The organism is Deefgea tanakiae, from assembly GCF_019665765.1.
Lineage (GTDB): Bacteria > Pseudomonadota > Gammaproteobacteria > Burkholderiales > Chitinibacteraceae > Deefgea > Deefgea tanakiae.
This window is the reverse complement of record NZ_CP081150.1, coordinates 3,179,971-3,195,388: the sequence shown is the minus strand read 5'-3', so window position 1 is coordinate 3,195,388 and position 15,418 is coordinate 3,179,971. Positions and strand designations below refer to the sequence as shown.

The following is a 15,418-nucleotide window of genomic DNA, read 5'->3' as shown; positions in this document are numbered from 1 at the left end:
GTGCGGTGAGTTTTCTCACCACACTTTGAATTATCGCATTCAGCTGCACTATTTCTAGTAACACGCCTACAGCGCTAACTCATCAAATCAATAGAAGAAGTAATTATACTACACTTTCCAACCACACTGTTTCAGTATTTATCTTTCGTATCATGCACTTACGTACACTCTACTTTCTTTGGGTTGACTATATCTTCGTCGCCTACGCGCTTCAGGTTATAGGATCAAGCCTCACGAGCAATTAGTATTGGTTAGCTTAACGCATTACTGCGCTTCCACACCCAACCTATCAACGTCCTGGTCTCGAACGACTCTTTAGAGGATTTAAAACCCTAGGGAAATCTCATCTTGAGGCAAGTTTCGCGCTTAGATGCTTTCAGCGCTTATCTCTTCCCGACTTAGCTACCCGGCAATGCCACTGGCGTGACAACCGGTACACCAGAGGTCAGTCCACTCCGGTCCTCTCGTACTAGGAGCAGCCCCCCTCAAATTTCCAACGCCCACTGCAGATAGGGACCAAACTGTCTCACGACGTTTTGAACCCAGCTCACGTACCACTTTAAATGGCGAACAGCCATACCCTTGGGACCGGCTACAGCCCCAGGATGTGATGAGCCGACATCGAGGTGCCAAACTCCGCCGTCGATGTGAACTCTTGGGCGGAATCAGCCTGTTATCCCCGGAGTACCTTTTATCCGTTGAGCGATGGCCCTTCCATACAGAACCACCGGATCACTATGTCCTGCTTTCGCACCTGCTCGACTTGTCGGTCTCGCAGTTAAGCCGCCTTTTGCCATTACACTATCAGTACGATGTCCGACCGTACCTAGGCGACCTTCGAGCTCCTCCGTTACAATTTGGGAGGAGACCGCCCCAGTCAAACTGCCTACCATGCACGGTCCCCGATCCGGATAACGGACCAAGGTTAGAACCTCAAAGGGGTCAGGGTGGTATTTCAAGGACGGCTCCACAGAAACTAGCGTCTCTGCTTCAAAGCCTCCCACCTATCCTACACAAACCACTTCAAAGTCCAATGCAAAGCTACAGTAAAGGTTCACGGGGTCTTTCCGTCTAGCAGCGGGGAGATTGCATCTTCACAAACACTTCAACTTCGCTGAGTCTCGGGAGGAGACAGTAGGGCCATCGTTACGCCATTCGTGCGGGTCGGAACTTACCCGACAAGGAATTTCGCTACCTTAGGACCGTTATAGTTACGGCCGCCGTTTACTGGGACTTCAATCAAGAGCTTGCACCCCATCATTTAATCTTCCAGCACCGGGCAGGCGTCACACCCTATACATCCACTTTCGTGTTGGCAGAGTGCTGTGTTTTTGATAAACAGTCGCAGCCCCCATTTCTCTGCGGCCTTATATAGCTCCAAACGCAAGGTTCTTCACCTATAAGGCACACCTTCTCCCGAAGTTACGGTGTTAATTTGCCGAGTTCCTTCTCCCGAGTTCTCTCAAGCACCTTAGAATACTCTTCCTACCCACCTGTGTCGGTTTGCGGTACGGTTCAATATAAGCTGAAGCTTAGTGGCTTTTCTTGGAAGCAGGGTATCAGTTACTTCATCACCTAAGTGAATCGTCATCATGCCTCAGCGTTAAGAACCCCCGGATTTGCCTAAGGGATCCGCCTACACACTTAAACCAACTATTCCAACAGTTGGCTAACCTAACCTTCTCCGTCCCCACATCGCACTTATATCAAGTACAGGAATATTAACCTGTTTCCCATCGACTACGCATTTCTGCCTCGCCTTAGGGGCCGACTCACCCTGCGCCGATGAACGTTGCGCAGGAAACCTTGGGTTTTCGGTGAGGGAGCTTTTCACTCCCTTTATCGCTACTCATGTCAGCATTCGCACTTCTGATACCTCCAGCATCCTTCTCAAGACACCTTCACAGGCTTACAGAACGCTCCTCTACCATATGCCATAAATGGTCATATCCGCGTCTTCGGTTATCAATTTGAGCCCCGTTACATCTTCCGCGCAGGACGACTCGACCAGTGAGCTATTACGCTTTCTTTAAATGATGGCTGCTTCTAAGCCAACATCCTGGCTGTCTGTGCCTTCCCACCTCGTTTTCCACTTAATTGATCATTTGGGACCTTAGACGGCGGTCTGGGTTGTTTCCCTCTTGACCCAGGACGTTAGCACCCCAGGTCTGTCTCCCATGCTCGCACTTGACGGTATTCAGAGTTTGCCATGGTTTGGTAAGTCGCGATGACCCCCTAGCCATAACAGTGCTTTACCCCCGTCAGTGATACATGAGGCACTACCTAAATAGTTTTCGAGGAGAACCAGCTATTTCCAAGTTTGTTTAGCCTTTCACCCCTATCCACAGCTCATCCCCTAACTTTGCAACGTTAGTGGGTTCGGACCTCCAGTGCGTGTTACCGCACCTTCATCCTGGCCATGGATAGATCACTTGGTTTCGGGTCTACGCCCAGCAACTATGCGCCCTATTCGGACTCGGTTTCCCTACGCCTCCCCTATTCGGTTAAGCTTGCTACTGAACGTAAGTCGCTGACCCATTATACAAAAGGTACGCAGTCACCCCATTTTTCAAGGGCTCCCACTGTTTGTATGCATCCGGTTTCAGGTTCTATTTCACTCCCCTCCCGGGGTTCTTTTCGCCTTTCCCTCACGGTACTGGTTCACTATCGGTCGATGATGAGTATTTAGCCTTGGAGGATGGTCCCCCCATCTTCAAACAGGATTTCTCGTGTCCCGCCCTACTTCTCGTACGCTTAGTACCACAATTGACTTTTCATATACGGGACTATCACCCACTATGGTTGGACTTTCCATTCCATTCTATTAAGTCTACTGCTATCACGTACAGGCTCTTCCCATTTCGCTCGCCACTACTTTGGGAATCTCGGTTGATTTCTTTTCCTCCGGTTACTTAGATGTTTCAGTTCACCGGGTTCGCTCTACTAGACCTATGTATTCAGTCTAGAGTGACCCAAAAGGGCCGGGTTTCCCCATTCGGAAATCGTGGGATCAAAGCACTTTGCCAGCTCCCCCACGCTTATCGCAGGCTATCACGTCCTTCGTCGCCTATCATCGCCAAGGCATCCACCAGATGCACTTATTCGCTTGATCCTATAACCTCAAACACGTAAACGTATTTCAAGTTACTGAAATCGTATTTGCGACTTGCAAGTGAGTTCTCATTTCACTTGCGGTTCAATCAAACTGGCATGAGACCAATTCAACTGAACAGATACAATCAACCCAATATATTTACTTTGAAATCAAATTTATCCATCACTGCAAGCAGTAATCTCTAAATCTAATTCCACAACAATGTTTATTGGAATTAATTACTTCTTCTATTTTGTTAAAGATCGATATTTCAATTCACTTTCGTGAATCATTCTAATTTTAGAAACCAGAATAAAATACACTGCACAATACATCGTGCAATCCATAGAATTCTATTTTCTACTAGGTAGTTCCAGACCAAACTAATGGTGGAGGCTAACGGACTCGAACCGTTCACCCCCTGCTTGCAAAGCAGGTGCTCTACCAGATGAGCTAAGCCCCCAACTAAGGTGGTGGGTCAGATAGGAATCGAACCTATGACCCCCGCGTTATCAACACGGTGCTCTAACCAACTGAGCTACTGACCCATATCGTTGTCATCTCAATTCAGATTATTCATCTCAATCAATCCGACATTCTTCAAATCTACAGCCGATGAGTGTGAGTACTTAATTTGTTCGTCTTTCTCTTGAAAGGAGGTGATCCAGCCGCAGGTTCCCCTACGGCTACCTTGTTACGACTTCACCCCAGTCATGAATCCCACCGTGGTAAGCGGCCTCCTTGCGGTTAGCCTACCTACTTCTGGTGAAACCCACTCCCATGGTGTGACGGGCGGTGTGTACAAGGCCCGGGAACGTATTCACCGCGACATGCTGATCCGCGATTACTAGCGATTCCGACTTCATGCACTCGAGTTGCAGAGTGCAATCCGGACTACGATCGGTTTTGTGAGATTGGCACCCCCTCGCGGGTTAGCGACCCTCTGTACCGACCATTGTATGACGTGTGAAGCCCTGGTCATAAGGGCCATGAGGACTTGACGTCATCCCCACCTTCCTCCGGTTTGTCACCGGCAGTCCCATTAAAGTGCTCAACTAAATGTTAGCAACTAATGGCAAGGGTTGCGCTCGTTGCGGGACTTAACCCAACATCTCACGACACGAGCTGACGACAGCCATGCAGCACCTGTGTTACGGTTCCCGAAGGCACTCCTCTATCTCTAAAGGATTCCGTACATGTCAAGACCAGGTAAGGTTTTTCGCGTTGCATCGAATTAATCCACATCATCCACCGCTTGTGCGGGCCCCCGTCAATTCCTTTGAGTTTTAGTCTTGCGACCGTACTCCCCAGGCGGTCTACTTCACGCGTTAGCTGCGTTACTAAGCTCCGAAAAGCCCAACAACTAGTAGACATCGTTTAGGGCGTGGACTACCAGGGTATCTAATCCTGTTTGCTCCCCACGCTTTCGTCCATGAGTGTCAGTATTAGGCCAGGGGGTTGCCTTCGCCATCGGTGTTCCTCCACATCTCTACGCATTTCACTGCTACACGTGGAATTCCACCCCCCTCTCCCATACTCTAGCGAGACAGTCATAAACGCAATTCCTAGGTTGAGCCCAGGGATTTCACGTCTATCTTATCAAGCCACCTGCGGACGCTTTACGCCCAGTAATTCCGATTAACGCTTGGACCCTACGTATTACCGCGGCTGCTGGCACGTAGTTAGCCGGTCCTTATTCTTCGGGTACTGTCATCCCCAGTAGTTATTAGCCACTAGGATTTCCTCCCCGACAAAAGCGCTTTACAACCCGAAGGCCTTCTTCACGCACGCGGCATTGCTGGATCAGGCTTTCGCCCATTGTCCAAGATTCCCCACTGCTGCCTCCCGTAGGAGTCTGGACCGTGTCTCAGTTCCAGTGTGGCGGATCGTCCTCTAAGACCCGCTACTGATCGTTGCCTTGGTAGGCCTTTACCCTACCAACTAGCTAATCAGCCATCGGCTGCTCCAATAACGTGAGGCCTTGCGGTCCCCCACTTTCCCCCTCAGGGCGTATGCGGTATTAGCACTCCTTTCGAAGCGTTATCCCCCATTACTGGGTACATTCCGATGTATTACTCACCCGTTCGCCACTCGTCAGCGGTGCAAGCACCCTGTTACCGTTCGACTTGCATGTGTAAAGCATGCCGCCAGCGTTCAATCTGAGCCAGGATCAAACTCTTTCGTTTAATCTCTGTGCTAATTTTGTACTACTTGGCTTGCGCTCAAAACTTAAAGCGCCTCGATGTAAACATCGAGTTATTTCTCATTTGTGAATGCAAGCACTTGTTTGACTTGCAAATCAAGCACTCACACTCATCGGCTGTATTTTGTTAAAGATCAGTGGCTTAGACACCGAAACTTGCTTTAGAACCGCTTGTTTCGTTTGCTGTGTCAGCAGCAGAGAGGCCGAACTATACCCACCCCACCCAAACCCGTCAACACCTGCGTACAAAGAAAATAGAACTAAGGCGATAAGTCGTTGATTTACATAGAAACCAATTTGAAACAAAAATGCAGCACTCGCAAGAAACAAACAAGGGCGCTAACGCGCCCTTGGTGAAAAACAAACTAAAACCACAGCAAATTTAGATTAATCGCATCGATAAATCGATTGCGAGCACATCTTTTGTGAGTTTACCGATTGAAATACGTTGGACACCGGTCTCGGCAATCGCGCGTAGCGACGTTAAATCAACGCCACCTGATGCCTCTAGAATCGCTTTGCCCTCGGCGCGTTCAACGGCATGCTTCATTTCAGTCAAACTCATATTATCTAATAGTACCGATGTAGCACCTGCAGCGAGGGCTTGATCCAACTCGTGCAAGTTTTCCACTTCAACTTGAATGGTGACATTCGACGGTGCGATTTCTCGCGCAGTAGCTAAAGCATTGGCAATGCTGCCTGCGGCGAGGATATGGTTTTCTTTGATTAAAATGCCATCGTATAAGCCGATGCGTTGATTAGCACCACCGCCTACGGTGACGGCGTACTTTTGTGCGCGGCGTAATCCGGGGATGGTTTTACGTGTGTCATGTACTACGGCGGAAGTACCTGCAACAACTTGAGCATATTGACGGGTGACCGTCGCGACAGCCGACAAGGTTTGTAGAAAATTAAGTGCGGATCTTTCTGCTGTTAGTAAAGCCTGGGTATTACCTTCTAGCTCACAAATAACATGGTCTGCATATACATACTCACCTTCTGCCACTTTCCAGTTAACGCTCACTGCTGCATCGACCTGCCGAAACACTTCATTAAACCAAGCTTGACCACAAATCACAGCGTTTTCACGCAGCACAATCTTGGCTTTGGCCGTTTGTTGGGCAGGGATTAACTGAGCAGTCCAGTCACAATCACCAATGTCTTCACTTAAAGCGACTGCGACATTAGCGGCAATCAGATGTTGTGGAGGAAGTGTCATCATTTCTCGTCAATATTTGGAAAGGGTAAGGGAGCAATGGCTGTGACGAGTTCCTGCCGAATACGTTGCATCGCGGCGAGGGTCTCGGCTTCAATCCTTAATGTTAAAACAGGTGTTGTATTGGATGCGCGGATTAATCCAAAGCCGTCTACATATTCAATGCGCAGCCCATCAATCGTACTAATTTGTTGTGAGCTTGGAAACTGCGCATGTTCTGCAATCTGTGCAACTAAATCGTGCCCTGATTCAGTGAGCGGTATTTGTAACTCGGGTGAGGAATAATTGACTGGGAAACGTGTCAATTCCACATCAAGATCCACACCCGCTGCAACCTGCTGAAGTAATTTAGCGCCTGCATATAAAGCATCATCAACACCCCAAGCAACAAAGGCAAAGTGACCCGAAAGTTCTCCAGCGAGCAGTGCCTTCGTTTCACGCAAGCGGCGTTTCATATGTGAATGACCGGTTGGAATTGCTTCGGAGGTGCCACCAAACTGTGAAACCCATTGAGCAACAGCACGACTAGATTTAACGTCATAGAGTATATGTCCAGTCTGCTGCGCCAATTCGGCAGAGGCAAACAGCATTAATAAGCGATCGCCAGGGATGATTTGTCCAGTGCGCGTGACGACACCAAGCCGGTCGCCGTCACCATCAAAAGCCAAGCCCAAATCTGCGTGTTGCGCCAAGACGGTGGCTTGCAGTTCGCGTAGATTTTCGGCGACTTGCGGATCCGGATGATGATTAGGAAATAAGCCATCGACTTCGCAATACAACTCAATGACTTCACAACCCAGTTCGCGATACAAATCGGGAGCCAGTGCGCCCGGTGAACCATTACCACAATCAATAACGATTTTGAGTGGTATTGATAATTGCACCAAGGGCAATTGCTGCTTCACGGCGGCGATATACTCTTGCGCCATATCGAGTGCCGCGACTGTGCCACCGTCTTGTACTGGCAATGTTGCGAGCTCGATACTTTGTCGTAAATCTTGCAAAGCTTCAGCGGCAATGGTTTCGCCACCGAGCATAATTTTGATGCCATTGTAATCAGGCGGATTGTGACTGCCGGTAATCATAATGCCGGAGCCCGCCGCTTTATTCAGCGCGGCATAATAAAGGAGTGGCGTACAGGACAAGCCAAGATCTAAAACTTGAACTCCCGATTCAACCAAGCCACGACTGAGTGCCGTTGCCAAGCCAGGACTGGATAAACGACCATCAAAACCTAGGGCAACGATGGTGAGTCCACGTTGAATCGCCTCGGCACCACAGGCTCGACCAACCCAATACGCAAAGTCGGGAGTGAGTAAATCAATTTTGCCTCGAATATCGTAGGCCTTAAACAAGCTGGCTGGCACAGAAATCATATTATCGCGGCAAAGGTAAGTGGTATTGAAAAAAACGCAGGATATTATCAGGTAGCCAAGTTAATTGACCGGGTGGCGCGCCACTGACAAAACCAACATGACCGCCCTCAGCAGGTTGCAGCAATGTTACACAACTAGGCATGTCCTTCTGATGGGGCAAACTCGCCTCCGGTATAAATGGATCATTCAAAGCATTAATGATTAAGGTCGGCAAAGCAATCTGATTCAATACATCTTTGCTACTGGCACTTTGCCAATAATGGTCGACGCTATGAAAGCCATGCAGCGGCGCGGTGACCAGATGATCAAATTCGCGCATCGTTTTAACCTTTTTAACTTGCTGCCAATCAATATACGGATTTGCATTCAGTTTTAACTTCATCTGCGTTTTATAACGCAAGGTACTTAAAAAATTGCGCGTATATATATGCTTGTTGATGCCTTGGTCTAACTGATGACCGCTGGCACTCAAGTCCATCGGTGCAGAAACTGCGGCAGCCGCATCAATCACCATATTGGCAGCGGCACCTTGTTCACCCAGCCACTTTAATAATGCATTGCCACCCAATGATACGCCGACTGCAAAAATCGGTGAATCTGGAAATGCTTTTCGCATTCTTCGCAAAATCCAATTCACCTCTTCAGAATCACCCGCATGGTAAGCGCGTGGCAAACGATTTTGGACATTGCCACAAGTACGAAAATGCGGCACCGCGCCACGCCAGCCTTGTTTATAGGCTTGGGTAAACAGTGACAAAGCATAGTGGCTGTTTGAACTGCCTTCGAGCCCATGAAATAAAACAATCAGCGGTGTGCCCGCACGGCCAGCGGTCCAGTCGACCACGATGCTATCCAAATCAGGCGTCACCCAAGCTTCGCGGCGATAACGTGCCGCCCTGCGCCACATAAATAAGGCAGGATAAATCGTTTGCGCATGACCACCTGGCAGCCATTTCGCCGATTGAAACTCACTGAGGATTAATTTTTTTTCACGTGCCATAGAACGAGTTTGGCGCAAAGTTCATACTAAATCTAGCTGCATGTAAAAAAGCCCATCCTTGTTTAGATGGGCTTTGTATTAATGTACTTCGTAATCTAGGGCTTTATGCCAATACCGTCGTTTGATCACCCACAATCAAATGCAGCACATTGCCATCGAGCTTAGCAACGGCATCAACGCCTGCCGCCAACACTGCTGATTCATTAAACTGGCTCATGTCTTTTAATTGAACTCGAACCCGTGTTGCAGCAATTGAAGCAACTTCAGCGATATTACTTTGACCACCCAAGGCCGCTAACAAGGCTTTATTACGAATCTCACCAGCTTTTGCGGCAGGTATTGCCTCAGAAAAATTATTTAATGATGCCGCCAAGCCCATACCACCTGATTTTAGATACTCAGACATATCCGTTTTCAAGTTTTCCGAGCGAGTACCAAAAATAGCCTGCATATTATTGCCCACTTGCATCACACCGGCAGCACCCAAGGCTTTCAGTGAGGCTTGATTCACTTTCGCCGCATCGGCAACAGAAATCCGCAAACGAGTAATACACGCATCCAAGCTCTTAATATTTTCTGCACCACCAAAAGCGACTACCAAATCATGCGCCATACCATGGCCACTGGCTTGTTGTTTCACAGAATCAGCGGCAACATCTTCACGACCTGGTGTTTTGAGATTCCATTTGGTAATAACAAAGCGGAACACACTGTAATAGACAAGACCATAAATCGGACCAATGATTAGTACGTACCACCAGTTTTTCGCATACACACCGAAGGCATTAAAGATTAAGAAATCGATACCACCTTGTGAAAACGTAAAACCCATGTGCATGTTTAAAGTATTGGCAATAAATTGCGCTGATGCGGCAAGGAAAGCATGAATCACATAGAGAACCGGGGCCACAAACATAAAGGCAAATTCAATCGGCTCAGTAATACCTGTTAGGAATGAAGTCAGCGCTGCTGAAATCATAATCCCGCCAACCATTACTTTGTTTTCTGGTTTAGCTGTATGCCAAATCGCAATCGCTGCTGCTGGCAAACCAAACATTTTAAAGAAGAACGCACCAGACAAAATACCGGCCGTTGGGTCACCCGCAAAGAAACGAGCGATATCACCATTCACCACTTTACCGCTTGCATCAGTAAAGGCACCAATTTCAAAGAAGAAAGGCACGTTCCAAATATGATGCAAACCAAATGGAATCAACATCCGTTCAACAAAACCATACACCGTTGCCGCCATGCGTGGGTCAGAATGCGCTGCCCATTGTGAGAATGTGTTGATCACGCCTTGCACTGGAGGCCAAACAAACGACATCAACACACCAACAAAAATCGCAACGACACCCGTCACAATCGGTACAAAGCGTTTACCGGCAAAGAAACCCAAATACGGCGGTAATTCGATTCGGTAATATTTATTAAATAAGGTTGCAGCCACGCCACCGATAATAATCCCGCCGAATACGCCGGTTTCCATCGATTTCATGCCCATCACCATCGCTGGTTCAACCCCCATCACTGGTGCCATTACGCCCATGGTGGCGAGTAACACTACAAAACCTACTGTTGCTGCAATCGCTGCCACACCATCATTTTCAGTCAAACCTAAAGCCACACCAATTGCAAAAATCAAAGGCAAATGGCCAAAAATCGCACCACCACCTGCGGCCATTAATTGCGACACAATCGTCGGAATAAACGAAAAATTAGACGCCCCAATCCCGAGCAATAAACCGGCAACGGGCAACACAGCCACTGGCAGCATTAATGCTTTACCAATTTGCTGTAAGACTGCAAATGCATTCTTAAACATGGTTTTTCTCCAAAAGGCGAATAATGAATAAATCAGTTTATCGCCGGTTTATTAAGTTCATGATTCATTTTGTTACATAAAATTTTGTTTGCCTATGCAGCAATCACCTTACAGGGATATACCTTAGCGTATTAGCTTGGAATTATTGTTTTATATCAAGGTGATAATATTTTAAAAGCAGCCTCAATGTAAACGACATATTATTTTTTAGCAAAAAAAAACCACCAAAATTAATGGTGGTTTTTTCTGATTAACACAAATATTTACATAATCAAATGTAGCGTCGTGCCATCAATTTTTGCAAAGCCTGAAATACCCGCATTGTTCAGCGCGTTTTCATTCAATAGTCCGCCATTAAACAGCTCAACTCGCACGCGCGTTGCAGCAATAAACTCTTCCACTCGTACATTGGCTTTACCACCGAGCGCAGCGTAGCACTCTGGCTTGAGTAATTCAGACTTCACGGCAGGAATCACTTCGGCCTGAATTTCTTTTTCCACTCGCGCTTCGCTAGTCCTTGATTGCTGATTACCACGTAGTAGCCAACCAATCGCAATACCAATCACTAAAGCAATAATATAAAACATTTAAAATTCCTTTTAATCAACCAACTGCGACAAACGAGCGCGAACTTCGGCGGCAGTGCCGAGTTGCAAGACTTCTGCTGCCAGTTTTTCACAATCGGCTTTGTTCAAAGTACGTACTAAAGCTTTAATTGCAGGAATCGTTGGCACGCTGGCTGACAATTCATCAACACCTATACCTAGTAACAATGGAATAGCCATAGGGTCTGAGGCAATACCCCCGCATACACCAACCCACTTACCGTGTGCGTGTGCGCCTTTCACTGTCATATTGATTAAATTAAGCACACCTGGATGCATTACATCAGCTTGCTTCGCCAATTTTGGATGACCACGATCCATCGCCAGCGTGTATTGCGTCAAATCATTGGTACCGATCGAGAAGAAATCAACTTCACGCGCGAATTGCTCAGCCATCACTGCGGTGGCAGGAACTTCAACCATAATGCCGACTTGCACGTCTTGCGTAATACCAAGTGCTGCTTTCTCAAGCGCCACGATGCGTTTCACTTCGCGTACTTCTTCAAGGCTGGTAATCATTGGGAACATGATGGCCAATTTTGAATACGGTGCTGCACGCAATACGGCACGAACTTGAGTATGCAAGAGTTCAGGTTCTGCCAAGCAGAGACGAACACCACGAACGCCCAAGAATGGGTTTTCTTCAACTGGCATTGGCAAGTAAGCCAATGGTTTATCACCGCCCACATCCAAAGTACGCACGACGAAAGTACGATCATTACCGAGTGCTTTGGCGATATCGATATAAATTTGGCTTTGTTCTTCTTCAGTTGGCGCGTCGGTGCGCTCAAGGTACAAGAATTCACTACGCAACAAGCCCACGCCTTCACTACCGAGCTTAACACCCTGAACAGCTTCATCAAGGCCACCAATATTGGCAACAACTTCAACATGAATGCCATCTTTGGTTGTGGCTGGTTCAAAAGCAGCAGCCAATTCAGCTTCACGCTTGATCGCTTGCTTCGCTTGTTTTTCACGAATTTCAGTCACTTCAGCTTCTGAAGGATTTTTACGCAAAGTACCGCGAGTACCATCCAAAATCACTGGCATACCATTGGTCAAAGCCAGTGCATCTTCATCAATACCGCAAATGGCTGGGATATTGAGTGATCGCGCCAAGATGGCCACGTGGCTGGTTGCGCCACCGCCGGTAGTACAAAACCCAAGGACGCGAGTACGGTCAAGGCTAGCGGTATCGGATGGCGTGAGATCTTCAGCAATCAAAATCGCGTTTTCAGGCACAACCATCGCAGCTTCTTCGATGCCAGCAATCAAGCGTAAAACACGCAAACCCACATCGCGAATATCATTGGCACGACCCGCCAAGACTTCATTTTTCAGCGCAGCCAATTTAGCCGAGTAGGTGCTATAAGCTTCTTTCCAAGCAAAACCAGCGCTCTTGCCGTTCGTGATGCCGGCAATCGCGATCGCCAACAAATCAGGATCTTCAAGCAACTCTTGGTGAGCAGCAAAAATCTCTGCTTTGCTTTCATCGCTGATCTCAGATTTCAGATTTTCTAGTTGCTGATGCGCATCTTTCAAGGCTTTGTCAAAACGGCGACGTTCAACTTCTGGCGTTTCACCCGCTTCTGCAACTTCGATATCAACTTGTTTAACTTGGAAAATCTGACCAACAGCCAAACCAGGCGAAGCAGAGACGCCAGTCAGCACGTTTGGATCTTCTGATTTTGGCTGTGCTTTGGTGATTTTAATGGTGTCCATCGGTTTTGGTTTCAACTTCGGCACTACGCCACCCACGTCTTCACCACAACCACTCAAAATGAGTGCCGTCAGTGTTTTAATTGCGCCTGAAGCATCAGGGCCAATCGCACGAACACGGATTTCATCGCCGTTTTGGACTTCTAAGCCCATAATCGCTACAACTGATTTGGCGTTTGATTCTTGACCAGCACGAACCAATTTAACTTCAGATTTAAAGGTTTTTGCTGCATTGGCTAATACCGCAGCTGGGCGAGCATGCAAACCAGTTGGGTTTGGAATACGGATTGGATCTGAATAGGCTTCGCCTGATGCATCAGCTGTCGTTGAGTTTTGCACCACGCCATCAGCCATGACCAAAGTTAACGCAGCATCTTTGCCACCTACAACTAAACCTTTAGCTGGCGTATAACTGCTTACTTTTTCACCATTGGTAATCACCATCTGAGTAAGTAATGACAGCGCTTTACGGCCAACCGCATCCATATCAAATTCAATCAGTGCTTGGCCTGCATCAACGATATCGCCTTCTTTGACTTTCGCAGTAAAGCCTTGACCTTTGAGCATCACGGTATCAAGACCAATATGAATCAATACTTCCAAGCCATTGCTAGCCACCAAGCTAATCGCATGCTTGGCTGAGTGAATTTGCGTTACTTTGCCTGTCATTGGTGCAACAAGAATATTGCTGGTTGGATCAATCGAAATCCCATCTCCAACCATTTTTTGAGCAAAAACAGGATCAGGTACGGTTTCTAACGGAACCATGACGCCCGAAAACGGGGCTAATAATACAAACTGCGAAGCTGGATTTGTCGACATAACAACCTCTGTTGGTTTAATTCTTGATGACGCAGATCGCATCATACGATCTGCATTTAAAATGGTTTATGCGTTCAGATGTTCATTAGTTTACCGCCTGCATCCCAGTGGCATACAGCGTACTATTTCTCTTTTTAGTAGTAAATTTTGCCAAGCATTAAACCACTTTTGTTTCCAATTTATATTTTGGCTTGCATTCTTATCGTTCTAACTTTTTCACATATTGTGTTTAATCAGTTTTCAAAGGCTCATTTACCTGACACGGTATTTCTTTACATTAATTAACAAACTACATGAGTTTCAAGACATTCAGATGAACAGCAACATAAACAAATAGGGTGGCTGAGCCACCCTATTATTAAAGCGATTCGTTTAGTTCTCGCCACATCCTGATGCAATAATTGCTGTTACTGCCTTGATGGCTTCATTGGCATCCAAACCATCGGCTTTAATTTGAATCTGGTCACCTTTACTGACATCCAGTCCCATCACAGACACAACTGATTTCGCATTTGCTTCGATGCCTTTATACACCAACTTAATATCTGCTTTATATTGCTTAGCGACATTCACTAAATTTGCTGCAGGACGTGCATGTAAACCCGTCGCATTCACAATACTCACTGGGGAAGAAACAACTGCAGCCATAATGTAACCTCATTTTGATGAAATCAATTGGGATCAATGCAAACAGCATAGAACATTCTTGTCATCTTAAACAAGGCACATGGCACTGTATGTCAGTAATTTCACTAGGCTTTGGATTAATTTGCGTTAAATCAAATAGGACGATAAAACGAAAGCTCAGTCGCCAATCCATCTAAGCACAAATCCCAAGGTTCACAAGGCAATGCGGGCACACGTTGGCATTCAAACGCCAAACCAATCAGACGTGGTTTTTTCCAAGATTGGCGGTGGCGACGAAATGCAAACGTCGTATCGTAAAATCCGCCACCTTGACCCAACCGTGCCAGCGACTCATCAAAACCGAGCAAAGGAACAAACACGGTATCCAGATCACGCGCTTGGCAATGTTCGGTATTAAATGGTACCGGAATGTCATACGCACCAACGTGCCAGACTGCGTGCTGATTCAATCGAACAAAGTGCAGTTTTCGCCCTGATTCAGGCACAACCGGCAAATAAACCAAACAACCCCGCTGCAAGGCCAGAAATATCAAAGGCCAGGCAGAAAGCTCGCTACCAACTGGTACATAAAAAGCAATTTTTTTTCCACGACGAAGTTGCTGCAGAATTGGTGGGTAGTGAGTCAACGCCCATGCTGCAGACTGTCGATCAGCAATTGATGTCGCCGCCCTACTTTGGCGTAGTTGACGGCGTAATTGAGATTTTTGAGTAATCACAGAAGAATGAGGGCTTCCCACAGTGCCGTTTCGGTTCGCATCTTGAACCCATGGTTCAAGTTGTTGCCGGTCAGATGCCATCAGGTGCATTCAACGAGGAACGCGCACAACAGGCGTCTAGATGACTGGCAAACATGCTATACAGCTTATCGGTTCAAAGATTTAGAACCGTCGCGAACACCGCAGGAAAGCTA

The 15,418-nt window shown here is 47.2% G+C and carries 8 protein-coding genes, 2 tRNA genes, 2 rRNA genes and 1 other RNA gene; all 13 read right to left on the bottom strand.

Annotation, left to right across the window (positions count from 1 at the left end):
• Positions 1 to 220: 220 nt before the first annotated feature.
• A 23S ribosomal RNA gene (locus K4H28_RS14920) occupies positions 221 to 3,112 on the bottom strand.
• Between the two features lie 369 nt (positions 3,113 to 3,481).
• Positions 3,482 to 3,557 (bottom strand) — tRNA-Ala (locus tag K4H28_RS14915).
• An 8-nt stretch (positions 3,558 to 3,565) separates the two neighbouring features.
• A tRNA-Ile gene (locus K4H28_RS14910) sits at positions 3,566 to 3,642 on the bottom strand.
• A 104-nt stretch (positions 3,643 to 3,746) separates the two neighbouring features.
• Positions 3,747 to 5,280, bottom strand: a 16S ribosomal RNA gene (locus tag K4H28_RS14905).
• The 16S and 23S rRNA genes sit together here with 2 tRNA genes alongside, the layout of an rRNA operon.
• A gap of 399 nt (positions 5,281 to 5,679) precedes the next feature.
• A complete protein-coding gene (gene nadC / locus K4H28_RS14900) occupies positions 5,680 to 6,519 on the bottom strand; it encodes a carboxylating nicotinate-nucleotide diphosphorylase (protein ID WP_221005929.1) in 840 nt (279 codons plus the stop codon).
• Positions 6,516 to 7,889, bottom strand: a complete 1,374-nt coding sequence (locus K4H28_RS14895; protein WP_221005928.1) for a phosphomannomutase/phosphoglucomutase — start codon at positions 7,887 to 7,889, stop codon at positions 6,516 to 6,518. The genes nadC and K4H28_RS14895 overlap by 4 nt, the downstream gene beginning before the upstream one ends.
• 1 nt (position 7,890) lies before the next feature.
• Positions 7,891 to 8,889 (bottom strand): YheT family hydrolase, encoded by a 999-nt coding sequence (locus K4H28_RS14890; protein ID WP_221005927.1) that lies wholly within the window; start codon positions 8,887 to 8,889, stop codon positions 7,891 to 7,893.
• Positions 8,890 to 8,992: 103 nt separating this feature from the next.
• Positions 8,993 to 10,714, bottom strand: coding sequence for a PTS glucose transporter subunit IIBC (gene ptsG / locus K4H28_RS14885; protein ID WP_221005926.1), 1,722 nt, complete (start codon positions 10,712 to 10,714; stop codon positions 8,993 to 8,995).
• Between the two features lie 263 nt (positions 10,715 to 10,977).
• Positions 10,978 to 11,301 carry a PTS sugar transporter subunit IIB gene (locus tag K4H28_RS14880; RefSeq protein WP_221005925.1) on the bottom strand — a complete coding sequence of 108 codons (324 nt, stop codon included), beginning with the start codon at positions 11,299 to 11,301 and terminating at the stop codon, positions 10,978 to 10,980.
• A 12-nt stretch (positions 11,302 to 11,313) separates the two neighbouring features.
• Entirely contained in the window at positions 11,314 to 13,860 is a 2,547-nt protein-coding gene (gene ptsP / locus K4H28_RS14875; RefSeq protein ID WP_221005924.1) for a phosphoenolpyruvate--protein phosphotransferase, read from the bottom strand.
• 372 nt (positions 13,861 to 14,232) lie between these two features.
• On the bottom strand, positions 14,233 to 14,508 hold the full coding sequence (locus tag K4H28_RS14870) for an HPr family phosphocarrier protein (protein ID WP_221005923.1): 276 nt from the start codon (positions 14,506 to 14,508) through the stop codon (positions 14,233 to 14,235).
• Between the two features lie 131 nt (positions 14,509 to 14,639).
• Positions 14,640 to 15,224, bottom strand: a complete 585-nt coding sequence (locus K4H28_RS14865; RefSeq protein ID WP_221005922.1) for a 5-formyltetrahydrofolate cyclo-ligase — start codon at positions 15,222 to 15,224, stop codon at positions 14,640 to 14,642.
• 10 nt (positions 15,225 to 15,234) lie between these two features.
• Positions 15,235 to 15,416: non-coding RNA, 6S RNA (gene ssrS, locus K4H28_RS14860), on the bottom strand.
• Between the last annotated feature and the right edge of the window lie 2 nt (positions 15,417 to 15,418).

Coding starts and splice junctions, on each gene's coding strand:
- nadC (WP_221005929.1), bottom strand. CDS start 6,519: ATGATGACACTTCCTCCACAACATCTGATTGCCGCTAATGTCGCAGTC.
- K4H28_RS14895 (WP_221005928.1), bottom strand. CDS start 7,889: ATGATTTCTGTGCCAGCCAGCTTGTTTAAGGCCTACGATATTCGAGGC.
- K4H28_RS14890 (WP_221005927.1), bottom strand. CDS start 8,889: ATGGCACGTGAAAAAAAATTAATCCTCAGTGAGTTTCAATCGGCGAAA.
- ptsG (WP_221005926.1), bottom strand. CDS start 10,714: ATGTTTAAGAATGCATTTGCAGTCTTACAGCAAATTGGTAAAGCATTA.
- K4H28_RS14880 (WP_221005925.1), bottom strand. CDS start 11,301: ATGTTTTATATTATTGCTTTAGTGATTGGTATTGCGATTGGTTGGCTA.
- ptsP (WP_221005924.1), bottom strand. CDS start 13,860: ATGTCGACAAATCCAGCTTCGCAGTTTGTATTATTAGCCCCGTTTTCG.
- K4H28_RS14870 (WP_221005923.1), bottom strand. CDS start 14,508: ATGGCTGCAGTTGTTTCTTCCCCAGTGAGTATTGTGAATGCGACGGGT.